Genomic DNA, 24,901 nt, shown 5'->3' with positions numbered 1-24,901 from the left:
CGCGGCATGGACATTCTCCGGCCGCTTCGCCCGGCAGCGCAACCCGCAACGCCCCACCCCGAAACCGTATTGCGCACCGTCTTTGGGCTTCCCGGCTTCCGTGGGCAGCAGGCGGCGGTGGTGGAGCGGGTTGTCGCCGGGGGGGATGCGATTGTGCTGATGCCCACCGGCGGCGGGAAATCACTTTGTTACCAGCTGCCCTCGCTCTGCCGTCCAGGCGTTGGAATCGTCATCTCGCCGTTGATCGCGCTGATGCGCAATCAGGTCGCGGCCATGCACCAGCTTGGCCTGAATGCGGCGGCGCTGAATTCAAGCCTGAGCGGCCCGGAACGCGCGAAAGTGCGCGCCAGCCTGAGGGCCGGCCAGCTTGACCTGCTGTATGTGGCGCCTGAGCGGCTGATGATGCCGGATTTTCTGGAAATGCTCGATGAGACGCAGATCGCCCTGTTCGCGATCGACGAGGCGCATTGCGTCAGCCAGTGGGGCCATGATTTTCGCCCGGAATACCTTCAGCTGGCGGAGCTGGCCAGACGCTTCCCCCGCGTGCCGCGCATCGCGCTCACCGCCACCGCAGACATGCAATCGCGCGAGGACATCCGGCGGCGGCTCTGCCTCGACAACGCGGAGCTGTTCCTCGCGAGCTTTGATCGGCCGAACATCCGCTATGCCGTGGTGCCAAAAGCAGCTCCACAGCGCCAGCTTCTATCGTTTTTGCGCGCTCATCCTGGTGAGAGCGGCATCGTCTACTGCCTGAGCCGCGCTACGGTCGAACAAACCGCTGCCTTTCTGAAAGCCTCCGGCATCAACGCGCTTCCCTACCACGCCAAATTAGACCCCGAGCTCCGCTCAAAGCATCAGGATGCGTTTCTCGCCGAGGAAGGTCTCATCCTGGTTGCCACCGTCGCCTTTGGCATGGGCATCGACAAGCCGGATGTGCGTTTTGTCGTGCATCTCGACCTCCCGGGCAGCCTGGAGGCTTTCTACCAGGAGACAGGCCGCGCCGGGCGCGATGGCATGCCCGCCGAGACGCTGCTGCTCTACGGCATGCAGGATCTGGTCTTCCGGCGGCAGATGATTGAGCAGAGCGGCTCGCCTCCCGACGTTAAGCGCGTGGAACGGGCCAAGCTCGACGCGCTGCTCGGCGTCTGCGAAACAGCGTCCTGCCGGCGCCAGGCAATCCTGGCGCATTTCGGCGAGACGATGGCGCAACCCTGCGGCAATTGCGACACCTGCCTGACACCGGCTGAAACCTGGGATGCCACGACCGCCGCGCGCAAGGCGTTGTCGGCCATTCTGCGCACCGGCCAGTCCTTCGGCACGGGCCACCTCGTTGATCTGCTGCTCGGGGTGAAAACCGACAAGATCACGCGCTTCAACCATGACCAATTGCCGACCTTTGGCGTCGGTACGGAGCTGGACCGCAAGGGCTGGGGGTCGCTTTTCCGCCAGCTGATCGTCCGGGGGCTGATCGAGGTAAACCACGATGCATTTGGCGCGCTCTGCATGGCGGCGGCGGCCGAGCCCGTCCTGCGCGGGCAGGAACAAGTTCATCTGCGGCGCGAACGCAGCCCCAGAGCCGCCAACGCGGCGGTGAAGAAAAAAACCGGCGGCGAGATGCTCGATGCCGCGGCCTCCGCCCTCTACGAAACCCTGCGCGCCGAACGCGCCCGGCTGGCGCGCGAGCAGGGCGTCCCCGCCTATATCATCTTCCACGACACCACTCTTGCGGCAATCGCCGCGATGCGCCCGGCCACGCTCGAGGCACTCGGCGAAATCCCCGGCATGGGAAGAACCAAACTGGACCGCTACGGCGCCACGGTACTGGCCGCCATAACCTTGGCAGGTAAAACTTAACCCTGGAGCAACCATCCAAAACACGGAAACCCCAGCATAAAAGCCAATACCGCGTTGATTTAACCAGGGAAAAACTGGTGCCGACACCCGGGATTGAACCGGGGGCCTACTGATTACGAATCAGTTGCTCTACCGCTGAGCTATGTCGGCGACCGTGACGCTGGCTATATCGAAGCTCCGGCTTCGCCGCAACTACCCGCCGGCTGCTGCCACAAAATTGGCCGCCGGCATCCCGGCGGCCAATCTCTCTCTTTGGTCTTGCAGCTCAACCCGTCAGTTCTGGCTGGCGGCGCCGCTCTTGCTCAGCGGAATGCCAACAAACAGCGCCTGTCCCTGCCGGATGATCCGCAGCGCCACGGCGGGCGCCCCGGCTTTGCGCGCCGCCTGGATATCAGCCACCGCATCGTCGGGCGATGTCACGCTCTGCGGCCCCACGCCAACCAGCAGGTCGCCCTGCTGCAATCCGGCCTGGTCCGCCAGTGAATTCGGCTTAACGGCCATTACCACCGCGCCTGTAGCATTATCAGCCAGGTTCAACTGGCTGCGCAGATCCGGCGTCAGCGGCGCCAGCGTCAGCCCCAGCTCGCCCTGGGTAGCCGCGGGGCCACTCTGGCTGCTCCCGCCCTGCTGGAAACCGGCATCAGGGTTGGCCGGCATCACCGCCACGGGCACCGAGATATCATGCGTCTTCCCATCGCGGATGTAGCTGATCACGGTATTGTGCCCAGGCACCACATTGGCGATATCGTCGGCCAGATCGCTCGGGTTGGTCACCACCGCGCCGTCCACCTTGATAATCACATCACCCGGCTGCAACCCGGCCTTCGCCGCCGGACTCCCGGCTGAAATCGCCGCCACCAGCGCGCCGTCATGCGTTGGGTCCGCCGTCGGCAGCCCCATCGCCTGCGCCACCTGCGGCGAAATCTCCTGCGCCGCCACGCCCAGATACCCGCGCACCACCTTGCCGCCAGCAATCAGCTGCCCGGTCACACGCTTGATCATATCGGAGGGAATGGCAAAGCCGATCCCCACCGACCCGCCCGTCGGAGTCAAAATGGCGGTATTAATCCCAATCACCTGGCCGTGCTGGTTAAACAGCGGCCCGCCCGAATTGCCTTCGTTGATCGGCGCATCGATCTGGATGAACTTGTCATACGGCCCATCGCCGATATCGCGCCCCAGCGCCGAGACGATCCCCGCCGTCACCGTGCCGCCCAGGCCAAACGGGTTGCCCATCGCCACCACCCATTCGCCGGGCTCAACGCCGGAGGAATCCCCCAGCTCGACAAACGGCAGCGGATGCCCGGCATCGATCTTCAATACGGCAAGGTCGGTTTTCGGATCGGTGCCCAAAATCTTTGCCGGATAGCTCTTGCCGTCGGAGAGCTCAACGCTCACCGTTTTGGCGTCCTTCACCACATGGTTGTTGGTCACCACAATCCCGGTGGAGTCGATAATAAACCCGGAGCCCTTGGCCTCGACCACCTGCGGCTGCGCCTGGAACCCCGGCATCCCGCCAAAGGGAAACCCGGGCGGAAACCCCGGAATCTGCGGCATGCCGTTCTGCGCCTGGCCGCCGCCGGAATCCTGGTTATCCGTCTGGTCCAGTTTCAGATGCACATCAATTGAAACCACCGCCGGGGTCACGCGTTTCACCAAATTGGTAAAATCCCCAACCGGCGTGAAATTCGCCTGCACCGCCGCCGTTTCGTCCAAAGGCGAGGGCGCTGCCGCCCTGGCATAGCCGCTACCCAGGCCCGCCAGAGCCGTCGCACCAAGCAGCGCCAGCGTCAGAGCCGTGCCACGCTTCATCTTTATAGGTATCAACAAATATCTCTCCTGTGGCCTCGTCGTGTTAAGCACTTCGCAACAATAGATAATGCACGTTTTCAGAGCGGCGATAAGGCCATTCGAGGTGAAACAATTGTCACTTAAAAGACACAGCCAAATAAAATCGCAGAAAAATCATCCCGGCGGTTACAATTCTTCACCCAGCCGCCGTCAAGCTCCGTCGCGAACGTCCACCAGCACAATCTCCGCCGCGCTCACCGCCTCGATCTCCACCTCCGGCTCCTCTCGCAATGCCACCCCATCGCGCGCATTCGCCAATACACCGTTCACCCTTATCTCGCCGCTCGCCGCCACCAGATAAGCCGCCCGCCCCGGCAACAACCGGTAAGGCGTGCGCTCCCCCGCCGCCATCCTCGCCGCCAACACAGCCGCATCGGCATATAGCGGCAACGCCCCGCTATCGGCGTCAGCCGTCCGGCCGCTCGCCAAAACGCTCAATCCCTGGCCGGTGGCGCGCGGAAACTCCTTGGTGCCCCAGCCGGGCTCCACGCCCATCCGGTCCGGGATGATCCATATCTGGAACAGCCGCGTCAGCTCCTCCTCCAGATTATGCTCCGAATGCGTAATCCCCTGCCCAGCGTGCATCACCTGCACATCCCCGGCACGGGTTGCACCCACATTGCCCAGGCTGTCCTTATGCGTGATCGCCCCCTGGCGGATAAAGGTGACAATTTCCATATCCCGGTGCGGATGCGCGCCAAACCCGGTTCCCGGCGCGATTTCATCATCATTCCACACACGCAGGCGTCCAAAGCCCATCCGCGCGCGGTCATGATAATCGCCAAAGCTGAAATGGTGCCGCGCGTTCAGCCATTCATTGCGAAACGCGCCGAGCGAGGAAAATGGACGTACATCGATCATGGGAGCCGGCCTTTCATACTGTCGCCCCGTAACTTAGGATACGCGGCCGTTAATACCAGCCCGGTTTCCGATCACGCAAACGCACGGAGGCAAGAATTCTCGAGCCATTCCATGGCTCAATCGAATCACCTCGTGATCCAGCTTCAAACCACATTGCTCTATAAGTCATTGATATCTCAGGATTTTGGTGGTGGGCGCGACAGGGATTGAACCTGTGACCCCCACCATGTCAAGGTGGTGCTCTACCGCTGCGCTACGCGCCCATATCCGGGGCGGTGTTTAGCCGTGTTGCGTTTTGGAGGCAAGTACCCCAGCAACGGGCGGTTCAGGATTTCGGCTGGAACCGCGGATCGCCGGTGCGCCACATGATGAAAGCGATGATATCAGCCGTCTGCGCGTCGCGCTGGGCGCGGGTGGAGCCGATGCCGTGGCCGGCGTCATCCTCGACACGCAGCAAAACCGGGTTGCCCGACGCGGTGGCGGCCTGCAGACGAGCGGTCATTTTGGTTGGCTCCCAGGGGGCGACGCGCGGGTCGTGCAGCCCGGTGGTGAGCAATACGGCGGGGTATTTCACATGATCGTGGACATGCTGGTAGGCATCCATGGCGTACAGGCCGAGAAACCCCGCCTGAGTCGTGACGCTGCCGAATTCCGGGATGTTCGGCGGACCGTTGGGGGAGAATTCGCTGCGCAAGGCATCTGAGACACCTACTTCGGAGACGACCACGGCGGCGAGGTCAGGGCGCTCGGTCAGCAACCGCCCCACCGTGATGCCGCCCGCCGAGCCGCCGATGACGGCGAGGTGTTTATGCGAGGTCCAGCGCGTGTTGATGAGATATCGCGCGCAGTCGATCGTATCTTCCCAACTATGAAATTTCTTCAGTTTCTGGCCGGCGATGTGCCAGTCCTCGCCCAGTTCGCCGCCACCGCGCACATGCGCCACCGCGAACACGCCGCCAAGGTCAAGGAAGGGAAGCCAGCGGGCGAGGAAGGCCGGGTCAAGCGTGATGCCGTAGGCGCCGTAGGCTTCCAGCAGCAAAGGCGCCCGGCCGTTGCGTTGCAGGCCCTTGCGGTAGACCAGGGAGAGCGGGATTTTGGTGCCGTCGCGCGCGGGGGCAAATATCTCTTCCGAAGTGTAGGGGGAAAGGTCGATCGGCGGCGGCGGCGCAATACTGGTGGTTGTCACCGTGCCGTCCGGCCCGAGGTGGCAAACCACCGGCGGGTGTACCCAGCCCTCGAGGATGAACCACGCGCCGTCATGGCCTGCGGCGGCGTAGAAACTGCCCTCACTGATGGCCCCGGCGAAGGGGAGCTTTATGAGGGTGATTTTCCCGTCCGGGGTGAGGCGGCGGATTCCGGCGAGGCCAGCGTTGAGGTCCAGAATATAAAGCGCGTCACGCGCGGCGGCGATGGCGCGGATGACGGAGGCCGATTGCGCCACCACCTCCACCGCCTGCGCGATGCCGGGTGCGGCGGCGGTGGTTTTAAGAATTTTATAGCGCGGGGCGTGCTGGTGGGTGAGCAGATAGATGCTCTCGCCCTGCACGGCAAACGCGGTGACATTATCCGCCGGGGCGCAAATGTTCACCCAGGGCGGCGGCCCCTTGGCGGCGGCGGCCAAGGGGGCGGCATAGAGGGAGAGTTCGTTCTGTACGCCCGAGGCCAGCGCGCCGATGACCACGGGCGAGCCGGGGGTGGAGGTGACGGTGGGGAAGTCAATCTCCTGCACCTTGACCGATGGGCTGAGACTCTGGCCCATGATTTTAACATCGCTGGCCGGATCAGTGCCGAGACGGTGCAGCCAGCAGAGGCTGTTCTCCTCATACGCCAGGCTTTGGGGCGGCACGTCCTGATAACGGTTATAGAACAAAGCGGCGCCATCGGGCAGCCAGCTCGGGGATGCCTCCGCGGTACGGTCGATGCCTTCGGGCAGCAAGGCGCCGGTGTCCGTGACCAGGATGCGCAATGTGGATTGCTCGGAGCCGCCGGTGGAGATGCCGAAGACGACATGGGAGCCGTCCGGCGAGGGCGCCCACCAGTCCAGCGCCGCGTGGCTGGCGGCAGTGGCGAAGGTTTGCGGGTCGATGAGCAGGCGGTTGGGCGCGGTGAGCGAGTCGCGGACAAAAAGCTGCGAGAGTGCCGCGCCGGCGGGGCGGATTTCGGCAAAAATCTTGCCCCCGCCGGTCTGCACGGAAACAACCGCGACAACCGCGCCGGTATTATGCGCGATGGCCGCGGCGAGCGCGCTCCGGCCGGGGATTTTCGCCAGTGTTTGCGCGGCGTAGGCGCCCTGGGCGCGGACATAGGCTTCCCATTCGGGGGATTGGGATTCCATCCAGCGGTAACGATCGGTGATTTTCTCGCCCCAGAGAACTTCGGTCACGGGCCGGACCGGGGCGATAGGTGGCCCGCTTGCGGCGGCGAAGGACAGGCGGGGAGCGGCGAGCACGGCGGCGGTGGAGGCGAGCAGGGTACGGCGCGTCAGCTGGGGCATGGTTATCCTTGAGGTCCGTCAGCGGCATCATCGCCGGATGCCGCCCCGGGTCAAGGAGGGGTCAGCCGTGCAGCGCCCGGCGCAGGGCTTCGGTGCTGTCACGCAGGGCCGTGGCGGCGAGGCGGCTCGGGCCGATGACATCAAACGCATGGAACGCGCCTGGATAGACATGCAGCTCCACCGGCACCCCGGCGCGGGTGAGGCGGCGGGCGTAGTCGAGGTTTTCCTCCAGAAACAAATCCAGCGCGCCGGCGCCGATATAGCTGGGCGGCAGCCCTTCCAGGTTTTCGGCGCGCGCCGCCGCCGCGTAGGGAGAGACATCCGGCTTGCCCGGGGCATGGCCGAGCAGGCAGGTCCAGCCAAACAGATTGTCCTGATGGCGCCAGATGTATTGGCCGGTCAAAGGATGCGGCTGGCTGGCGGTGCAGGTGCGGTCGTCGATCATCGGGTACATGAGGTGCTGGAAGGCGAGTTGGACCTCGCCCCGATCGCGCGCCAGCAAGGCCAGCGCCGCGGCAAGGCCGCCGCCGGCACTCTCGCCTTTCACCCCGATGCGCGCGGGGTTGATGTTCTGCGCCCCCGCGTTGCGGCTGAGCCAGCGCAGCACGGCGTAGCAATCCTCCAGCGCGCCGGGGGCGGGTGTTTCCGGCGCCAGGCGGTAATCCACCGAGTAGACGGCGCAACCGAGTTCATGCGCCAGGATGCGGTTGGGCGCGTCCATCATCTCGGGGAAGCCAAAAATGTAGCCGCCGCCGTGGATGTGCAGCACAGCGGGCAAGCTGCCTGTGGCCTCGGCCGGGCGATAGGCGAGGACACGCACATGCCCCGCCGGGCCGGGTATGTTGAGGGTCTCAACGATGACCGGCAGCGGCGGCGGCGGCGGGAGGGCGGCGAGCTGTTCGGCCCGGCCCGCGCGTACCATCGCAAGGGCCTCGGCCGACCATTCCGGCATCGGCGGATAGGCGTTGAGCACTGGCAGCAGTTCAGGGTCTATGAGATGGCTGGACGGCACTGGCGATTCTCCGTTGATGTTCACATATCCTCGACCAATTCCACCCCCGGCACCAGTTTCATCGCCTGCGCCAGCCGCGCGGTGACGTTGAAGCCGCCGGGGAGGATGACATCGAGATTGCGCTCCAGCCCGGTTTTGGGAACCAGCGTGACGCGGCCGCGGCCTTTGCCCTCACGCTCCAACAGGGCGCGGATATGCGGCAGGGCCTCCGTGCGGTCCAGCCAGATGCGCAGGGATGCGCCGGCCTTGGCGGCGGCATCATCGAGCGGGGTGACATCCACGGCGGTGATGCGCAGCGATTCACCTTCGATCTTCACATCGGCGGTGACCAGCAGGGCCGTGCCCTCGACCAGGATTTCGCGCACGCGGCCCAGCACCTCGGAGAACAGCGTGACCTCGAAACTGCCTTCCATGTCCGATAACGTGAGCCAGAGCATGCGGCTGCCGGTGCGAGTGATGCGCTCCTTTTTGGCGCCCACCGTGCCCGCGAGTTTAAGCCGCGTGGCCCCCGCCTGCGCCCGGCGCTCGATGCTGCCCGAGGCGGCCACGCCAAGGCGCTTGAGTGCGATGGCATACATATCCAGCGGATGGGCGCTGACGTGGAAGCCGATGGCTTCGGCCTCGGAGGCCAGGCGGTCAGTCTCCGGCCAGTCAGGGATATTGGGCAGGCGGATGCTCTCCGGCTCCGCGCCGCCGAATAGGCCGATCTGGCCCGATTGCTTCTCCTCCGCCTGCGCCTGCGCGGTGCGGATGATGGCCTCCGCGGCGCTGAACACCTTGGCGCGGTTTGGCTCAAGGGATTCGAACGCCCCGGCCTTGGCGAGGATTTCAACATGTCCGCGGGTCAGGGATTTCGCGTCGATGCGGGCGGCGAAATCGGAGATGTCCTTAAATGGCTTGTTGCCCCGCGCCTTGGCGATGTCCGCCATCGCGGCGATGCCGACCCGCTTGATGGCACCCAGCGCGTAGCGGATGGCGAGGCTGCCATCGGGCAGGGTTTCGGGCTTGAAGTCAGCATCTGAGAAATTTACGTCCGGCGGGAGCACCTGGATGCCCATGCGCATCGCATCGGCGCGCAAAATCGCCAATTTATCGGTGTTGGTGATGGAAAGCGACATGCAGGCGGCGAGGAAGGGAACGGGGTGGTTGGCGCGCAGATAGGCGGTTTGATACGAGACCAGCGCATAAGCCGCCGCGTGGGATTTGTTGAAGCCGTAATCGGCGAATTTCGCCATGAGGTCGAAAATCTCGTTGGCTTTTTCCTCGGTGAAGCCCTGCTTCAACGCGCCTTCGCAGAAAATTTTGCGCTGCGCGTCCATCTCGGCGCGGATTTTTTTGCCCATGGCGCGGCGCAGCAGATCAGCCCCGGCCAGGCTGTAGCCCGCCATCACCTGGGCGATCTGCATCACCTGCTCCTGGTAGACGATGACGCCGTAGGTCTCGGCCAATATGTCGTGAATCGCGGCATCCGGCGCGGTCCAGGCGGCACCGTGCTTGCGGGCGCAGTAGTCGGGGATGTTGGCCATCGGGCCGGGGCGGTTGAGCGCCTGGATGGCGATGAGGTCCTCAAAACGGTCCGGGCGCATTTGCTGCAGGGCGCTGCGGTAGCCCTGGGTTTCAAAGGTGAACACGCCGCCGGTGTCGCCGCGCGCGATCATCTCATAGGTTTTCGGGTCATCCATCGGGATCGCGGCAAGGTCGATCTCAATGCCCTGCTGGCGCAGGAAACCAAGCGCCCGGTCGAGCACCGTCAGGGTCGTGAGACCCAAAAAGTCAAACTTCACCAGCCCGGCCTGCTCGACATATTTCATCGAGAATTGCGTGACCAGCAGGTCCGAGCGCGGGTCTTTATAGAGCGGCACCAGCTGGTTGAGCGGGCGGTCGCCGATAACCACGCCGGCGGCATGGGTGCTGGCGTGGCGATACAGCCCCTCCAGCTGCAGGGCGATTTCCATGAGCCGGGCAAGCCCCTCGTCAGAGGCGCGCAGGTCACGCAGCTTCACCTCACCGTCGATCGCCTGTTGCAGCGTGACAGGCTTGGCCGGATTGTTGGGGATGAGTTCGGCAACCTTGTTGACCTGGCCGTAGGGGAGGCCCAGCACGCGGCCAACGTCACGCACCGCCGCGCGGGCCTGGAGCTTGCCGAAGGTGATGATCTGCGCAACGCGGTCAGCGCCATATTCGCGGGTGACATAGGCGATCACCTCGTCGCGGCGCTCCTGGCAGAAGTCGATATCGAAATCAGGCATGGACACGCGCTCAGGGTTCAAAAACCGCTCGAACAGCAGGCCATAGCGCAAGGGATCAAGATCGGTGATCAGCAGCGCCCAGGCGACGACGGAACCAGCGCCCGACCCGCGGCCGGGGCCGACGGGTATCTTCTGTTCCTTCGCCCATTGGATGAAATCCGCCACTATGAGGAAGTAACCGGGGAAGCCCATCTGGATGATGGTGCCGAGCTCGAATTCCAGCCGCTTGCGGTAGGGGTCGCGCGCATCTTCCGGCAACCCCAGCGCGTTCAGCCGGGTCTCCAACCCTTCCTCCGCCATGGCGCGCACCGTCTGCGCCTCGGTGGTGCCGGGGCGGACTTTTGGGCAGGTGGGCAGCAGGGGCTTGCGCGATTGCGCCATCACCGCACAGGAACGCGCGATGGCCAGCGTATTATCGCAGGCTTCCGGCAGGTCGGCGAACAGTTCGCGCATGGCGGCTGCGGGCTTGAACCAGTGCTCGGGTGTAACGCGGCGGCGCTCCGGCTCGGCCAGCACACGGCCCTCGGCGATGCAAAGCAGCGCGTCATGCGCCTGGTGCATCGAGGATTTGGCGAAAAAGCACTCGTTGGTGGCAACCAGCGGCAGGCCGCGCGCATCGGCCAGGGTGATCAGCCCGGGCTCGATGGCCTGTTCCAGTTTTTCACCATGGCGTTGCAGCTCCACCGCGATGCGGCCGGGGAAGGCTTCGGTCAGCGCGGCAAGATAAGCCTCTGCCGCCGCCATCTGCCCCTCGGCGAGCAACCGGCCGATGGGGCCTTGGGCGCCACCCGTGAGCAGAAACAGGCCCTCCGCATGGGCAAGCAGGGTCTCCAGGGTGATCTGCGGTTTCGGCGCGCCATCCGAGAGCAGATAGCTGGCGGAGGAGAGTTTTTGCAGATTGGCGAAACCGGCCGGGGTTTGCGCCAGCAGCACCACCGGGTCCGGCGCCAGGTTGATGCCGCCGCGCGCCAGGCCAAGCTGGCAGCCGATGATGGGCTGCACCCCGGCGGAGGTGCAGTATTGCGAGAATTCCAGCGCGCCGAACATGTTGGAACTATCGGTGATAGCCACCGCCGGCATGGACAGCTCACGCGCCAGCGCGGCGATCTTGTCCGGTTTGATCGCGCCCTCAGATAGCGAAAAGGCGGAGTGGACCCGCAGATGGACGAAATTCTCGTAAGGCATGGCGACTCCGGTAACGCTGGATTGTTGCCTAACTATTCACGCTGGAAAAGCTCCAAATCTGGCTTTCTAACCCTTACGATCAAATTCATTCGCTGGATTAAGTCTGAATTGAACCTCATACTCAAATAAACTGACATTTGGCACGACGGAAATTGCATAACGAAGCCTGTCGTTGATGCTTTTAGCAACAATGACCCCAAAAACATTTTTGCCCTTGCCAATGGTTTGCTTTACCCACCCCATATAGCGCGCAAGCTGACCAATGGCGCTGTTGGGAGATAGTGCCCGCTTCAATTCAAAAATGTAGAAATCCCCCTGTTCACTGACAGCAAGAATATCAATAGGTCCAGTAGCCGTCGGATACTCAACGCCATCCCTTCCGGTTGGATCAACGTAAAGTCGGACCCGTTTTCCCTCGACGTTAATCATGGCCAGATTGTGTGAGAGAAAATCACGCAAATGAGCTTCTAGCTCAAAAGCAGCTACTCCCAGCTGAGACTGTTCATTAAGCTCCGATTCCGAATCGCCTAAAACGTTTTCGACCTCGATTTGACTACCCGGCTTCACCAGATGCACCTCTGTGTCAGTCTCGTGAACTAACCATCCTCTTTTCTTTAGTCCGTTACGAAGCTCATGAGATGTACTGTGCAACCCATCCAGGCCTTCTGGAATATATTGGGGATTGTTCCGAAGCCATTCCTTCATCGGCGCCAGCGTTACACTTCCGTCTTCGTTAGAAATTGCAATGTTAAATTTCTTCATTTTTGTTCACCAGCTTTATATGTTTCAAACAATGGAACCTCATACCCCACGCTGACGAAATAGAGCCCCCCGGCGGGCGCCGTCGGGCCGGCCACCGCGCGATTTTGCGCGGCCAAAACCTCCGCCACGCGCGATTCCGGCCAGACCCCCTCCCCCACCATTTTCAAACTGCCCACCATGTTGCGGACCTGGTGGTGCAGAAAGCTGCGGGCCTTGGCGTGGATGATGAGATGCTCGCCCTCGCGCGTCACACTCAGCTCATCCAGCGTGCGCAGCGGCGACTTGGCCTGGCAGGCGGAGGCGCGGAAGGAGGAGAAATCATGATGGCCGAGCAGCTGCTGCGCGGCGCGGTGCATGGCGGCCTCGTCGAGCGGCTGGCGCACATGCCACACACGGTTGAGCTCCAGCGCGGGGAACGCCGGGCGGTTGGAGATGATATAGCGGTAACTGCGCCAGGTGGCGGAAAAACGCGCGCTCCAGCCAGCGGGGGCCGGGGCCGCGCGCAGCACCACCACCGGGTGGGGCTTCATGTGGTAGTTCAGCGCCTCGCGCAGGCGGTGGGGGGAGAAATCCGGCAGGTCCATCTGCACGATCTGGCCCAGGGCATGCACGCCGGCATCGGTCCGGCCCGAGGCAACCGCGGCGGGGATGCTGCCGCCGCAAAGCTTGGCGCCTGCCTCCTCCATCACCTGCTGCACCGCCAGCCCGTGTTTCTGGCGCTGCCAGCCCATGAAGCCGGTGCCGTCATATTCAACTTCCAGCGCCCAGGGGATCAAAAGAAGCGGGCACCTTCCGGCAGGGTGAAGCCGCGCAGAAACGCGGCGATGGGCATGGCGGCCTTGCCGGGACGCTGGATTTCCAAAGGCCGCAGCGCGGTGCCGCCGCCGCAGGCGATGGTCATGGCGGCGTCCAGAATATCGCCGGGGCGGGTGTCATCGGTGAGGCCCGGGGCCGCGACAACCTCGGCGCGGAGGAATTTGAGGACGATTTCCCCCAACAGCGCCAGCGAGCCTGGCCAGGGGTTGTTGGCGCGAATCTGGCGCTCCAGCGCAACGGCGGGTTGGGTGAAATCCAGCCGGGCGTCCTCGCGGGTGCGTTTGCGGGCGTAGCCGCCTTCCTCGTCATTGGCCGGGGCAGGCGGCTGCTTGACCGGCTCGCTGGGGCTGGCGAGTTCTTCCAGGATAAGAGCCGCGCCGATTTGCGCCAGACGGTCGTGCAGATCGCCCGCCGTGTCGCGCGGGCCGATGGCGGTGGCCTGGTGGCGCAGCATATCACCGGTATCCAAGCCCTCGTCCATCTGCATGATGGTGATGCCGGTGAAGGGGTCACCGGCCAAAATAGCGGCCTGGATGGGCGCCGCGCCGCGCCAGCGGGGCAGCAGGCTGGCGTGAATGTTCAGGCAGCCGCGCACCGAGGCGCGCAGAATTTCGGGCGGCAGGATGAGCCCGTAGGCGGAGACGATGGCGGCATCGAGGCCGAGGGCACGGAAAAACGCGGCCTCCTCGGCATTGCCTTTCAGGCGCCTGGGCGTGCGCACCGGCAGACCAAGCTCCAGCGCCGCCTGATGCACCGGGCACGGCGTTTCGCGCTGGCCGCGCCCGGCAGGTTTTGGCGGCTGGGCATACACCACGGCGACCTCGTGCCCAGCCGCAACCAGCGCGCGCAGGGCCGGCACGGAGAACTCCGGCGAGCCCATGAAGGCGAGCTTCATTATCTGCGCCCCCGCCGCTCCTTCTGTTCCTTCAGCTCCTTGGCGAGTTTGCGGAGCAGGATATTGCGCTTGAGCGGGGAGAGATAATCCACGAACTGCACGCCGTTGAGATGGTCGATCTCGTGTTGCAAACAGGTGGCGAGCAGGCCGTCAGCCTCGATCTCGTGTTTGGCGCCGTTTTCGTCCTGGTAGCGCACTTTCACCCATGAGGGGCGCACGACCTCGGCATACTGGTCCGGCAGGGAGAGACAGCCCTCCTCGCGGGAGCATTTGTCCTCCGAGGTGGCGATGACCTCCGGGTTAACCAGGGCGAGCGGCGCCGGAACCTTGTCGGGCGCCACATCCACCACGATGACCCGCAACAGCCGGCCGACCTGGGGGGCGGCAAGGCCAATGCCCGGAGCGGCATACATGGTGGCGAACATGGAGGGGATAAGCGCGCGCACCTCATCATAGTCCGCCGGGGTTACGGCGCGGGCGTGTTTACGCAGCACCGGATCGGGAACGACGAGAATGGGCAGCAGCGGGGCGGTCGGGGCAATGGTTTCTGTGGCTGACATTGGCCAAGTTTACAGCCTGCCTGCCGCCGGAGCAACGAGGCTCTTGCATCCCGGCCCGATTATGACAACATAGGGCCAAGACGCCTTCGGGGTCTGAAACCTGCTTCGCTCACACTTGGGGGGGCCTATCGTTATGAATACCCGCGTTTTTACCTCGCCGTTGTTTCTGGGCTTCGACCATCTGGAGCAGATGATCGAACGCGCCGCGAAAAACTCTTCCGACGGCTACCCGCCGTATAATATCGAGCAGCTCAGCCCTGTCTCGCTGCGTATCACCCTGGCTGTGGCCGGTTTCACCATGGATGATCTGCAAATCACCCTGGAAGATAACCAGCTGGTAATTCGCGGCCGCCAGACTGACGATGGACACGGGCGGGTGTTCCTGCACCGGGGGATCGCAGCGCGGCAGTTCCAGCGGGCGTTCGTCATCGCGGAAGGAATTGAGGTGAAAGGAGCCTGGCTAGACAATGGATTACTGCATGTTGACCTGATCAGGCCCGTGCCGCAGCCGGTGGTGAAGAATATCCCCATCTCGCGCGGGCAGAGCAAAACAAATGTGGCGCCGACTCGGGTGGTAGATGGAGACTCGCGGGATTCTCAAGGCTGAACAGCCCCAAGGCTTCCCTAATTACGACACAACCCATCAGTAGACTGACCTAACACAGCTTGGCGTAAGATTAACCCGGCTCATTTGAGAAGGAATTTTTCCATGGACATCAAGACACATGACGGAACGGCGAACTTCGTGCCCGGGACCGTGCTCGACATTCACCACATATCGGCGGCGCAACTGGCCGGCCTGGGGATGGAAGAGATTGCCTTTGTGAAGCCGGTGATGACCGAAAACGGCCCGGCCTTTGCCATCCATGCCGCCGACGGCACCCCGATGGCCATCGCCTCCAACGCGCCGCTGGCCGCCGCCGCCATCATTCAGAACGACATGGTGCCAAGTCTGGTGCATTAGCAGGCTGATCGCTTTAAGTGCGATCAGGCTCTAGCCGTTTTTCTGAGGGCGTTTCACGCTTTCGGCTCGCTCGGTTGAGCAAACCTCAAACGATCGCACTCCAGCAAAGGGATGAAGGCACTCATCAAAACCTTGAAAACATCAGAACTATCAAAGAGTTAATCCTTCGTGAGGTAAGAGGGGCAAAACCCCGGGCATTTTGCCAGGCTGTCTATGCTTTTCTGAGGATAAGATGTGGGAGTGCCGGCACGCCCGTGATTACGCCTCTATACCGCAGGATGTTGTGAATGGTTCGCTCGCAATGCCGGATTAAACGGCATCTCAGCACGGATCCCAGGAAAACACCTCACCCGAGCGCACGAGCGGGTAGAAGTGCGGTTCGAACATCGGGAAGGCGCGCTCGATCACCGTTTCCGGTGTCCAGCCATCACCATTTTGCGCGATCTGGATGGGGCGTGTTTGTGAGAAGAAAAAAATCTCGTTGTTGCGCACGCCAAAAATTTGTCCGTTGACGCGTTTGCGCCCCTCATCCGAAAGCAGAGCAACCACAAAAGGCGCAATCTTCTCCGGGATCATTTTCTTCAGCCCTTCGACACGCTTCTTCTGCTCCGGCGTATCGGTGGGAATGGTGTTGACCATGCGCGTCCAGGCAAACGGCGCAATCGCGTTCGATGTTACGCCAAAGCGTTGCATATCGAGCGCAATCGCCCGCGACATGCCCGCCACGCCCGCCTTGGCGGCGATGTAGTTGACCTGGCCAAAATTGCCGATCAGCGCCGAGGTGGAGGTCATGTGAACAAAAGCACCGGACGACTGCTCCTTGAAATAGGGCGCAGCCGCGCGGCTGACATAGAAGACCCCCTTCAGGTTAACATCAATCACCTGGTCAAAATCCTCGATCGGCATTTTATGAAAAATCGTGTCCTTCAAAATACCCGCATTGTTCACCACGCCGTCGATCCGGCCGAAATTATCGAGCGCTGACTGAATAATTTTCTGCGCCGAAGCCCAGGTGGAAACGCTATCATAACAGGCTGCCGCCTCACCACCTGCCGCCTTGATTTCATCCACCACGTCACAGGCAGGCCCAGTACCGCCCTCAACTTCGCCACCCGGCCCGATGCCAATGTCGTTGACAATCACCCTGGCGCCTTGTGATGCCGCGTTCAGCGCAATACCGCGCCCAACACCGCGCCCGCCACCGGTGACGATAATAACCCTGCCTTCCAGAAGCCCGCTCATCTCAGATCCTTATCACAACAAATGATACCGCATACGCGGCTTATAAAAATGGTATCCACCGGCTATCGCTTTTCCAGAAGGCCAAAAATGCCGGCGCAAGCGGCGTTGTTCTGCGGTGTGCCGTCAAGATTATGCGTAGGCCCGCCGCACCAGGTTCGGGCGCCCGCTTTAGGTATCCTTCCTCGCGCACCCAGCGTTCTTCCCAGCCATGGTCATGCGGCTCGCCCGAGGTCTGGAAATGGCCGGCGAAATCGCCGGATGACCCTCCCAAGGCATCACCGGCCACCCCCACCGCCATTTCGCTAAATACTCCGCCCGATCGCCAGCCGATGAATTTCCGATGTACCGAGAAGAATGCGGTGCACCCGTGCCTGCGTCCAAATCTGCGAGATCGGCATGGCGTGCGCGTAGCCCATGCCGCCATGCAGCTGGAGGCACTGGTCAACAGTGCGGAATTCCAACTCAGACGCCGACAGTTTAGCCATCGAAGACTCAACGGACGTAAGACTGCCCTCAATGGCTTTTACGAGACATTGATCAACAAAGGCGCGATTAACCGCAATCTCTGTCTTGATATCCGCCAGCCGGAACTGGGTATTCTGAAAATCAAAAATCCGCTGCCCAAAGGCTTTTCGGTCCTTCACATACGCAACGGTCAGTGAGAACGCCAGTTCAGCCGCTGCCAGAAAACGTGACGCTTCAACCACCCGCATATCATTCAGCACAGACATAACCTGCTTAAAACCGCCCCCCGGACGGCCGCCGAGCAGCCGTTCCCTGGGGACACGCACATCCTCAAAAAACACTTCCGCCTCGTTCGCGCAGCCGCGATGCAGCGTTTCGATGCCCTTCGTCACATGAACGCCAGGCATATCGGTATCAATCAGCACAATCGACATGCCAACCGTGCCGTCACCCATTTCAGTCTTTAAAACCGTGGGCAACATCGTGCACATGCTGCCATTGGTGGTCCACACCTTGCTGCCGTTCACAATGTAATCATCGCCATCTTGTTTCGCGAAAGTCCTGAATCCCGCCACATCGCTGCCTGACTGCGGCTCGGTGAAGCAAGCCTCGGCAATGCAGTCGCCTGAAGCATATCGCGGAAGCCACTCCCTTTTCTGTTCATCGGTGCCACCCGCCCAGATCACATAAGATGAACCGTCGATACCAAGCCCACCACCCATGCTGGCACCGGCAGCGTTGTAGCCATGCTCCTCATGCAGAATCGCGTGATGCAGAAAATCTCCGCCCATGCCGCCGTATTCAACCGGAATCCCCGCCTGCAAGATCCCATATTCCGCCGCCTTCTTGAAAAGGCCGGGATCAAACATCCCCGCCTTTTCCCATTCCTTCAAGTTCGGTTCAATTTCACGGCGAAAAAAAATCCGCACTGTCTTCCGGAATTGATTATGATCCTCACGAAAGATCGCCCTGCCTTCAACACCTAATTCCACGTCAAATCTCCCCTCCGGGTAACCCCCGGGTAAATTTTTCCGCATTGGGCATAAAATAGGTTGTGTTACATACTGTCAACAAAATGTCCTGGCTACATCGCCGGCACTCACCCCTGCCGCGGCAGACCAACCAGATCGGTAAAAAAATGCATGACCGTCATCGTATCCCGGCCCGCCGGTCCAGATGCCGCAATCCTCTTCTGCAAAGCCGAAACCGAGCTGGCCATTGGCGTGCTTACATCCAGGCGCTTCGCCTCTTCCAGAAAAAGCGCCACGTCCTTCACACCTACCTCGATCGCTCCCGTTCCTTCATATTTTCCTTTAAGGATAAACTGTGGGAATACGAATTGGGAGAAAAAATTCGCGCCACTCCCTTGATTGATGATGGCAATGGCTGTCTCCATGTCGATGCCGGCCTTCATGGCAACGGCAACGGCTTCGCAGGTCGCCAGAAAAGCGGCATAGCCTACAGCATTGTTGACCACCTTTCCGGCCTGCCCCATGCCGGCTTTGTCCCCAAGATAAAAAACCCGGCCAGAAAATGTCTCCAGGCTGGGCCTGGCGCGCTCAAATGCGGGCCCTGGACCTGACGCCACGACACCCAATGTACCCGCCGTGAGCGCAACGGTCCCCCCAACGACCGGCGCGTCAATCAACGCAATTCCACGCCCAGCGAGAGCTTCCGCAAGCTCGACCGCAACAGCGCCGCCGATCGTCGAGGTCTCAACGTAAACCTTAACCTTTTTACCGTCCGCCACTCCGTCCCGGCCAAGTGCGACAGCGCGGCAGACTTCCGGGGTCGGCAGGCAGGCATAAACGATTTCCGCCTGATCAACGACCTCTCTGACCGAGGCCGCGATCCCAGCGCCATGCGCCTTCATTTTAATCAGCATTTCGGGGCTGGTATCGTACGCGAGGACGTCAACGCCCCTCTCGATCATCCGCGCGGCGATCGCTCCCCCCATCAGGCCGGCGCCTATGAAACCAACTCGCTCCATCATTCTCCCCCTTCTGTTCTGTTTTTAGTCAGGGGGGCAAAATGCGTTACCTATCATGCCCCGAATAAAATTTATAAACAACAGTTACCATCTATCTAAATCAAAGTAAATGTCACGTCCTTTTAGGGCCTGTTGAGACTTAACGGAACCAGCAACTCTCGCGTCTCGGGCAATGCTTGATGTGCGGCCATGCCATGAGCCTGGAAAACATTCTTTGCCAGATCCAGCCCTATTGCCAAAATCTCATTCATCGTGATGCCAGCCTATATTGACGGTTCGGCAACCTACCGCAGATTTCCTCCACGAAACCATTGCACGAAATTTTACAAGCAACAGCGAGGAACGGCAGGATCAACTCAAAAGCTAGATTGCCATCGCCTCGTAAAAATTCAAACTCAAAAAATCCGCCCCGCCGTTGCCGGTGGAACGCGCCCCCGAGGGGGGCTTACCTGATCGCCAGATTTTAAATCGCGGCCTCCAGCGGGAGCACCTTGCTCATAACCGCCAGCGTTCGGTCGATATGCTCTCCCTCAAGCCGGCAAGCGAGATCGACATCGCGCGCCATCGCGGCATCAAACACGGATTTATGCTCGGCATGGACATCACGGGAAACAACCCGGTTGAGCAGCGAGATACGCCGGTAGCGCTCGGATTGCTGGTAGAGAATACCGTGCAGATGGTGCAGCCAGCGCGAGGGGCAGGCGCTGATGAGGGCTAAATGGAACTCACGGTTGCGCTGCTCGAACTCATCTTGCATCAACTCAGGCTGGGCGCTCAGCCGCGCCTCGGTCTTGGAGAGTCTGTGAAACGCAGCAACCACGCGCCCTTCCCACGCATCATCGCCCAAACGGATGGATTCGCGCAGCGCCTCAAGCTCGACAAATTTACGCGTGCGCGTAAGGTCGGCAAGGTCTTCGAGCGAGACCGGCGCCACCTTAAAGCCCCGTTGCTCCTCCGATGTAACCAACGCCTCGCCGACCAGCCGCGTGAGCGCCTCGCGCAGGGTGCTCGCGCCAAAGCCGAAGCGTTTGCGCAGCATCTCAAAGCGCAGCTTGGTCCCTGGCTGCAGCGTGCCATTAAGAATTTCGTGGCGGATTGTCTCATAGGCAGCTTCGACCAGGCTACGTGCCATAGTATGTTTCGGCGCTTTGGCATTGCCGGATGGCATAACATCAATGTTCATTCTAACCGCTTTCCTGCCGTTTTGTTGCGGGTGCCCATGACAATGCCGCCGTACCTGCCGTGCGGCAACAGGGTCAGAACCACCAAAACTCCTTAAACTCCTTGAATTTTAACAACTAGCGAGAATTTTACATCTAGCGCAACACAATATTTATACCGAATTTTTAAAAAATCTCGAAATTATTGTTGACACTACCCCACCGATCTCCGATAAGCACGCAGCGACAATGGAAGGGGCACTATCACCTTCCTGCCATGGAGAGAGACATGATCCAGCCCGTGCGTCCCCCTGCCTCACGTTTTGACCCGCCCCGTGGTGGAGATGTTATTTGAGCCCCCTTTACACAATCATGGTTGAGGGGGCCGGCGCAGCAACCTGCTCAGGTGCCGAGCGCGTCCTGGTCGCGCTGGAGCGTGCGCAGGGCTTAGGCAAGCTCAAAGGTCTGCCGCGCAAACTGCCAGTCGGTTGCCGCCGCGGGGGCTGCGGGGTTTGTCGCGCCCGCGTGGTTGAAGGCCAATACCGGCACGAGCCGATGAGCCGCGCCCACGTCTCCGAGGCGGATGAAGCAGCGGGCCTCGTCCTGTCCTGCGCCATCTACCCGCTCACCAATCTCTACCTCCGGTTTGAGATGCCGCAACTTAAAAATTCAATCAGCGAACCAACGAATATAACATAGGAGAGACGAAGATGGCTCACACCGGCGTATTACGCCCCGGCTTCATTCAGCTGCGCGTGCTGGACATGCCAGCGGCGGTTGAACACTACACCAAGCGCGTCGGCCTGCATCAGGTGACCGAAGGCAAGGACGGCCGCGTCTACCTGAAATCGGCTGATGAATTCGACCATCACAGCATCGTTCTCCGCCGCGCCGAGAGCGCGGGGGTCGACATGATGGCCTTCAAGGTGCGCGACGACAGCGACCTCGACATGTTCGAGAAGCGCATTGCCGAATACGGCATCGCCGTGGACCACAAAGCGGCATCTGACGTCGATCTGGTTCGCGAAGCGCACCAGAGCCGGATCACCGTTGACCATGTCGCCGCCGGCGAACAGCCCGGTCTTGGCCGCCGCATCGGCTTTACCGTGCCCTCCGGCCACCGTATTGAGCTCTACGCACATGCCGACCAGTCAGACCCCAAGCCGCGCACCCTAAACCCGGACATCTGGGAGCTGGAGCCGCACGGCATGTGCGCCCGCCGTTTCGACCATGCTTTGTTCTACGGTCCGAATCTCGAGGAAGTTCTCAATTTCTTCACCACGGTGCTCGACTTCAAATGCGCCGAGCGCATCAATCTCCCCGACGGCACATTGGCCATCTGGCTGACCTGCGGCATGAAGGCGCATGACATCGCCTTCGTGAAACACCCCGAGCCGGGCAAGCTGCACCACGTCTCCTTCGACCTGGAAAACTGGCAGAGCGTCGGCAACGCCGCCGATATCATCGCCCGTTACGACATCTCAATCGACATCGGCCCGACCCGCCACGGCATCACCCGCGGCCAGACGATCTACTTCTTCGACCCCTCAGGCAATCGCAATGAAGTCTTCGCCGGCGGCTACACATATTACCCTGACAACCCGACCCGCATCTGGGATGAAACGCAGATCGGCAAGAGCATTTTCTACTACGAGCGCGTCCTCAATGAAGCGTTCCTCTCCGTCGTCACCTAAACGCGCCGCAGGCGGGTTCATGCAGCCAGCCTCCCGTTCCATCGCCAACATCGCTGCCGCCAACGGAGCCCTGGCGGCGGTGGATACGGGCGGCGGCGCCATCGGCTTCAAGCCACAACACACAGACAATACGCCGGCATCGCCGGACACCATCTTCGCACAAGGAGAAGACCTATGACGGTTCAACCGCTGCACGCCCCCCGCCCGCTGGGCCTGTCCAGTGCCCGCCGTGACGCTGCCCATTTTATCAATGGCGCATTCACGCAAGGCACCAGCGGCAAATATTACGACAATATCTGCCCGGTCGACGGCTCGCGCATCGGCTCCGTGCCCGAAGGCGGCAAGGCCGAGATTGATGCAGCCGTAAAAGCCGCGCGCGCCGCGCTGGATGGCCCCTGGGGCCAGATGTCGCTGAACGAGCGCTCGGTCCTGCTGGGCAAGGTCGCCGCCGAAATCAACCGCCGTTTTGATGAGTTTCTGGCGGCCGAATGCCTGGACACCGGAAAACCCGCAAGCCTGGCCTCACATATTGACATTCCGCGCGGCGCCGCGAATTTCACGATGTTCACCGATGTCGCGAAAACCGTCTCCACCGAATGCTTCACCACCCCAACGCCCGATGGCGCCGGCGCCATGAACTACGGCCTGCGCCGCCCGCGCGGCGTGATCGCTGTTATCTCGCCGTGGAACCTGCCGCTGCTGTTGATGACCTGGAAGGTCGGCCCGGCGCTGGCGCTAGGCAATACAGTCGTCGTCAAACCCTCCGAACAAACCCCGCTCACCGCCACGCTGCTTGGCGAGGTAATGAATTCCGTTGGCATACCCGCGGGTGTTTACAACGTCGTGCATGGCTTTGGCGGCAATTCCGCCGGTGAATTTTTGACGCAGCACCCCGGCGTCAACGGCATCACCTTTACCGGCTCAACCCGTAGCGGCGAGGCGTTAATGCGCGAAGCAGCGCGTGGCGTGCGTCCGGTCTCGCTCGAACTTGGCGGCAAAAACCCAGCGCTGGTCTTCGCCGATGCTGATATGGACAAGGCGATAGAGGGCGTCATGCGCTCGGCCTTCGCCAATTGCGGCCAGGTCTGCCTCGGCACCGAGCGGATTTATGTCGAGCGCCCGATTTTCAACGAATTCGTCGCGCGCCTGAAACAGGGTGCCGAAGGATTGCGTTTTGGCCGCCCCGAAGACCCCGGAACCAATCTTGGCCCGCTGGTCAGCGAGCTGCACCGCAAAAAAGTGCTCTCCTACTACGCCAAAGCCGTTGAGGAGGGCGCCACCATCATCACCGGCGGCGGTGTTCCCGACATGCCGGCGGAGCTGGCGGCCGGCGCCTGGGTGCAACCGACCATTTGGACCGGCCTGCCCGACGACGCAGCGGTGGTGAATGAAGAAATCTTCGGCCCCTGCTGCCATATTCGCCCCTTTGATACGGAGGCGGAAGCCATCCGTCTCGCCAATTCAACTCCCTACGGCCTCGCCGCCTCGGTGTGGACGGAGTCTCTCTCCCGCGCCCATCGCGTGGCATCCAAAATGGAAGTTGGCATCTGCTGGGTGAATTCCTGGTTCCTGCGCGACCTGCGCACGGCCTTCGGCGGCGCCAAAGCCTCCGGCATCGGCCGCGAGGGCGGGGTGCATTCGCTTGAATTCTACACGGAAATCACTAACGTCTGCGTCAAACTCTGAGATCGGAACAGCAAATATGACCACATCTCCAAAATCAACCGCGGAGGCGATCCGCACCGCTGCCGATCTTTTGTTCGAGGCGGCACGTAGTGGTGCCGCCTGCGCTCCCGTACGCAGCCTGCTGGCTGAGGGTGATGTCGCAGGCGCCTACGCCGTGCAGGAGATCAACACGCAACGCGCTCTGGCCGCCGGCCGCCGCCTGGTAGGCCGCAAAATCGGCCTCACCTCGCTGGCCGTGCAGAAGCAGCTGGGCGTGAACCAGCCTGACTACGGCATGCTCTTTGCCGACATGGCGCGCGGTGAGGCGCAGGACGTATCGCTGGCCGATGTACTTCAACCCAAGGTCGAAGCAGAAATCGCCTTCGTGCTGGGGCGTGATTTGCCGCAGGAGCAACTCACCGCGGCGGATCTCTTCCGCGCCATCGAGTTCGCCGTCCCCGCCGTGGAAATCGTCGGTTCGCGCGTGCAAAACTGGGACATCCGGATCACCGATACAATCGCTGACAACGCCTCCTCCGGCCTCTACGTGCTGGGTTCGCGCCCCGTTAAACTCTCCGCCTTCGACCCGCGTTTATGCGGCATGGTGATGGAAAAATCCGGTGAGCCGGTCTCGGTCGGCGCCGGCGCCGCCTGCCTTGGCTCCCCTCTCAACGCGGCCCTCTGGCTCGCCCAGGTGATGGCCCGCGCCGGCCACCCGCTCCATGCTGGCGACACCATCCTCTCCGGCGCACTCGGCCCAATGGTCGCGGTCCAGCCTGGCGATGTTTTCGACGTGCGCATCGAGGGCCTTGGCTCCGTCCGCGCCGCCTTTGCAAAGGAATAACACGATGGCAAAAATCAAATGCGCCATCATCGGCTCGGGCAATATCTGCACCGACCTGATGATCAAGATCATGCGGACCTCGAAAAACCTTGAGATGGGCGCGATGGTTGGCATCGATGCGAAGTCAGATGGTTTGGCCCGCGCCGCGCGCCTTAACGTGCCGGTCACGCACGAGGGCATCGAGGGTCTGTTAAAACTGCCAAACTACAAGGACATTCAAGTCGTTTTCGATGCCACCTCGGCCGGCGCGCATGTGCACAACAACGCGCTGTTGCAGCGCGACGGCAAAAAAGTCATCGACCTCACCCCCGCCGCGATCGGCCCCTTCACCATTCCGG

At 61.8% G+C, this 24,901-nt stretch carries 21 protein-coding genes, 2 tRNA genes and 1 pseudogene; 9 read left to right on the top strand and 15 right to left on the bottom strand.

The genetic code is table 11. The features are described 5' to 3' along the window. The first annotated feature begins 6 nt into the window (after positions 1-6). Positions 7-1,854 (top strand): DNA helicase RecQ, encoded by a 1,848-nt coding sequence (recQ, locus tag QQJ84_RS08710; RefSeq protein WP_284257759.1) that lies wholly within the window; start codon positions 7-9, stop codon positions 1,852-1,854. Positions 1,855-1,929: 75 nt separating this feature from the next. Here recQ and QQJ84_RS08705 read toward each other — a convergent pair. The 11 genes from QQJ84_RS08705 to def all read right to left on the bottom strand — a co-directional run bounded on the left by QQJ84_RS08705 (position 1,930) and on the right by def (position 14,539). Then, a tRNA-Thr gene (locus QQJ84_RS08705) sits at positions 1,930-2,004 on the bottom strand. Between the two features lie 123 nt (positions 2,005-2,127). Continuing rightward, positions 2,128-3,684 (bottom strand): Do family serine endopeptidase, encoded by a 1,557-nt coding sequence (locus QQJ84_RS08700; protein WP_284257758.1) that lies wholly within the window; start codon positions 3,682-3,684, stop codon positions 2,128-2,130. Between the two features lie 171 nt (positions 3,685-3,855). Further along, complete coding sequence (locus QQJ84_RS08695) at positions 3,856-4,566, bottom strand: pirin family protein (RefSeq protein WP_284257757.1); 711 nt, start codon at positions 4,564-4,566, stop codon at positions 3,856-3,858. 188 nt (positions 4,567-4,754) lie between these two features. After that, positions 4,755-4,829, bottom strand: a tRNA-Val gene (locus QQJ84_RS08690). A gap of 62 nt (positions 4,830-4,891) precedes the next feature. Continuing rightward, entirely contained in the window at positions 4,892-7,060 is a 2,169-nt protein-coding gene (locus QQJ84_RS08685) for a prolyl oligopeptidase family serine peptidase (protein ID WP_284257756.1), read from the bottom strand. 61 nt (positions 7,061-7,121) lie between these two features. Next, the gene (locus QQJ84_RS08680; protein WP_284257755.1) at positions 7,122-8,072 is read right to left on the bottom strand and encodes an alpha/beta hydrolase; all 951 of its coding nucleotides are present in this window, start codon (positions 8,070-8,072) and stop codon (positions 7,122-7,124) included. A 20-nt stretch (positions 8,073-8,092) separates the two neighbouring features. Continuing rightward, positions 8,093-11,506 carry a DNA polymerase III subunit alpha gene (gene dnaE, locus QQJ84_RS08675; RefSeq protein ID WP_284257754.1) on the bottom strand — a complete coding sequence of 1,138 codons (3,414 nt, stop codon included), beginning with the start codon at positions 11,504-11,506 and terminating at the stop codon, positions 8,093-8,095. A 66-nt stretch (positions 11,507-11,572) separates the two neighbouring features. Continuing rightward, on the bottom strand, positions 11,573-12,268 hold the full coding sequence (locus tag QQJ84_RS08670) for an endonuclease NucS domain-containing protein (protein WP_284257753.1): 696 nt from the start codon (positions 12,266-12,268) through the stop codon (positions 11,573-11,575). After that, positions 12,265-13,044, bottom strand: coding sequence for a tRNA pseudouridine(38-40) synthase TruA (truA, locus tag QQJ84_RS08665; RefSeq protein ID WP_284257752.1), 780 nt, complete (start codon positions 13,042-13,044; stop codon positions 12,265-12,267). The genes QQJ84_RS08670 and truA overlap by 4 nt, the downstream gene beginning before the upstream one ends. Beyond that, entirely contained in the window at positions 13,041-13,979 is a 939-nt protein-coding gene (gene fmt, locus QQJ84_RS08660) for a methionyl-tRNA formyltransferase (protein ID WP_284257751.1), read from the bottom strand. Before fmt ends, truA begins: the two co-directional genes overlap by 4 nt. Continuing rightward, positions 13,979-14,539, bottom strand: a complete 561-nt coding sequence (gene def / locus QQJ84_RS08655; protein WP_284257750.1) for a peptide deformylase — start codon at positions 14,537-14,539, stop codon at positions 13,979-13,981. Before def ends, fmt begins: the two co-directional genes overlap by 1 nt. 133 nt (positions 14,540-14,672) lie before the next feature. Here def and QQJ84_RS08650 point away from each other — a divergent pair, with 133 nt between their 5' ends. Continuing rightward, entirely contained in the window at positions 14,673-15,146 is a 474-nt protein-coding gene (locus QQJ84_RS08650; protein WP_284257749.1) for an Hsp20 family protein, read from the top strand. 102 nt (positions 15,147-15,248) lie between these two features. Further along, positions 15,249-15,503 (top strand): DUF1150 family protein, encoded by a 255-nt coding sequence (locus QQJ84_RS08645; RefSeq protein WP_284257748.1) that lies wholly within the window; start codon positions 15,249-15,251, stop codon positions 15,501-15,503. A gap of 321 nt (positions 15,504-15,824) precedes the next feature. Here QQJ84_RS08645 and QQJ84_RS08640 read toward each other — a convergent pair whose 3' ends face one another. From QQJ84_RS08640 to QQJ84_RS08625, 4 genes are all read right to left on the bottom strand, one after another. Further along, a complete protein-coding gene (locus QQJ84_RS08640) occupies positions 15,825-16,745 on the bottom strand; it encodes an SDR family NAD(P)-dependent oxidoreductase (RefSeq protein ID WP_284257746.1) in 921 nt (306 codons plus the stop codon). A gap of 302 nt (positions 16,746-17,047) precedes the next feature. Further along, a complete protein-coding gene (locus QQJ84_RS08635) occupies positions 17,048-18,202 on the bottom strand; it encodes an acyl-CoA dehydrogenase family protein (RefSeq protein WP_284257745.1) in 1,155 nt (384 codons plus the stop codon). A gap of 107 nt (positions 18,203-18,309) precedes the next feature. Then, positions 18,310-19,203 (bottom strand): NAD(P)-dependent oxidoreductase, encoded by an 894-nt coding sequence (locus QQJ84_RS08630; RefSeq protein ID WP_284257744.1) that lies wholly within the window; start codon positions 19,201-19,203, stop codon positions 18,310-18,312. A gap of 460 nt (positions 19,204-19,663) precedes the next feature. Beyond that, positions 19,664-20,383 (bottom strand): GntR family transcriptional regulator, encoded by a 720-nt coding sequence (locus QQJ84_RS08625; protein WP_284257742.1) that lies wholly within the window; start codon positions 20,381-20,383, stop codon positions 19,664-19,666. A 328-nt stretch (positions 20,384-20,711) separates the two neighbouring features. Here QQJ84_RS08625 and QQJ84_RS08620 point away from each other — a divergent pair, with 328 nt between their 5' ends. The 6 genes and pseudogenes from QQJ84_RS08620 to QQJ84_RS08595 all read left to right on the top strand — a co-directional run. Beyond that, a complete protein-coding gene (locus QQJ84_RS08620) occupies positions 20,712-21,059 on the top strand; it encodes a 2Fe-2S iron-sulfur cluster-binding protein (RefSeq protein WP_284257741.1) in 348 nt (115 codons plus the stop codon). An 11-nt stretch (positions 21,060-21,070) separates the two neighbouring features. Further along, positions 21,071-22,054, top strand: coding sequence for a catechol 2,3-dioxygenase (locus QQJ84_RS08615; RefSeq protein ID WP_284257740.1), 984 nt, complete (start codon positions 21,071-21,073; stop codon positions 22,052-22,054). Positions 22,055-22,073: 19 nt separating this feature from the next. Next, the gene (locus tag QQJ84_RS08610) at positions 22,074-22,232 is read left to right on the top strand and encodes a hypothetical protein (protein ID WP_284257739.1); all 159 of its coding nucleotides are present in this window, start codon (positions 22,074-22,076) and stop codon (positions 22,230-22,232) included. Beyond that, positions 22,229-23,740 carry a 2-hydroxymuconic semialdehyde dehydrogenase gene (locus QQJ84_RS08605; RefSeq protein WP_284257738.1) on the top strand — a complete coding sequence of 504 codons (1,512 nt, stop codon included), beginning with the start codon at positions 22,229-22,231 and terminating at the stop codon, positions 23,738-23,740. The genes QQJ84_RS08610 and QQJ84_RS08605 overlap by 4 nt, the downstream gene beginning before the upstream one ends. A 16-nt stretch (positions 23,741-23,756) precedes the next feature. Further along, the gene (locus QQJ84_RS08600; RefSeq protein ID WP_284257736.1) at positions 23,757-24,563 is read left to right on the top strand and encodes a 2-keto-4-pentenoate hydratase; all 807 of its coding nucleotides are present in this window, start codon (positions 23,757-23,759) and stop codon (positions 24,561-24,563) included. Between the two features lie 4 nt (positions 24,564-24,567). Further along, positions 24,568-24,901, top strand: a pseudogene (locus QQJ84_RS08595) (acetaldehyde dehydrogenase (acetylating)); the annotation flags it as partial.

Origin of the sequence: Acidocella aquatica (genome assembly GCF_030160635.1) — a bacterium.
GTDB classification, from domain to species: Bacteria; Pseudomonadota; Alphaproteobacteria; order Acetobacterales; family Acetobacteraceae; genus Acidocella; species Acidocella aquatica.
The sequence above is the reverse complement of the archived record's forward strand: the minus strand, read 5'-3'. Positions and strand labels throughout refer to the sequence as shown.

Bases quoted from the DNA above. Each gene is read 5' to 3' on its own strand.
- recQ (WP_284257759.1), top strand. From the start codon at position 7: ATGGACATTCTCCGGCCGCTTCGCCCGGCAGCGCAACCCGCAACGCCC.
- QQJ84_RS08695 (WP_284257757.1), bottom strand. From the start codon at position 4,566: ATGATCGATGTACGTCCATTTTCCTCGCTCGGCGCGTTTCGCAATGAA.
- QQJ84_RS08685 (WP_284257756.1), bottom strand. From the start codon at position 7,060: ATGCCCCAGCTGACGCGCCGTACCCTGCTCGCCTCCACCGCCGCCGTG.
- dnaE (WP_284257754.1), bottom strand. From the start codon at position 11,506: ATGCCTTACGAGAATTTCGTCCATCTGCGGGTCCACTCCGCCTTTTCG.
- QQJ84_RS08670 (WP_284257753.1), bottom strand. From the start codon at position 12,268: ATGAAGAAATTTAACATTGCAATTTCTAACGAAGACGGAAGTGTAACG.
- fmt (WP_284257751.1), bottom strand. From the start codon at position 13,979: ATGAAGCTCGCCTTCATGGGCTCGCCGGAGTTCTCCGTGCCGGCCCTG.
- def (WP_284257750.1), bottom strand. From the start codon at position 14,539: ATGTCAGCCACAGAAACCATTGCCCCGACCGCCCCGCTGCTGCCCATT.
- QQJ84_RS08650 (WP_284257749.1), top strand. From the start codon at position 14,673: ATGAATACCCGCGTTTTTACCTCGCCGTTGTTTCTGGGCTTCGACCAT.
- QQJ84_RS08645 (WP_284257748.1), top strand. From the start codon at position 15,249: ATGGACATCAAGACACATGACGGAACGGCGAACTTCGTGCCCGGGACC.
- QQJ84_RS08640 (WP_284257746.1), bottom strand. From the start codon at position 16,745: ATGAGCGGGCTTCTGGAAGGCAGGGTTATTATCGTCACCGGTGGCGGG.
- QQJ84_RS08630 (WP_284257744.1), bottom strand. From the start codon at position 19,203: ATGATGGAGCGAGTTGGTTTCATAGGCGCCGGCCTGATGGGGGGAGCG.
- QQJ84_RS08625 (WP_284257742.1), bottom strand. From the start codon at position 20,383: ATGAACATTGATGTTATGCCATCCGGCAATGCCAAAGCGCCGAAACAT.
- QQJ84_RS08615 (WP_284257740.1), top strand. From the start codon at position 21,071: ATGGCTCACACCGGCGTATTACGCCCCGGCTTCATTCAGCTGCGCGTG.
- QQJ84_RS08610 (WP_284257739.1), top strand. From the start codon at position 22,074: ATGCAGCCAGCCTCCCGTTCCATCGCCAACATCGCTGCCGCCAACGGA.
- QQJ84_RS08605 (WP_284257738.1), top strand. From the start codon at position 22,229: ATGACGGTTCAACCGCTGCACGCCCCCCGCCCGCTGGGCCTGTCCAGT.
- QQJ84_RS08600 (WP_284257736.1), top strand. From the start codon at position 23,757: ATGACCACATCTCCAAAATCAACCGCGGAGGCGATCCGCACCGCTGCC.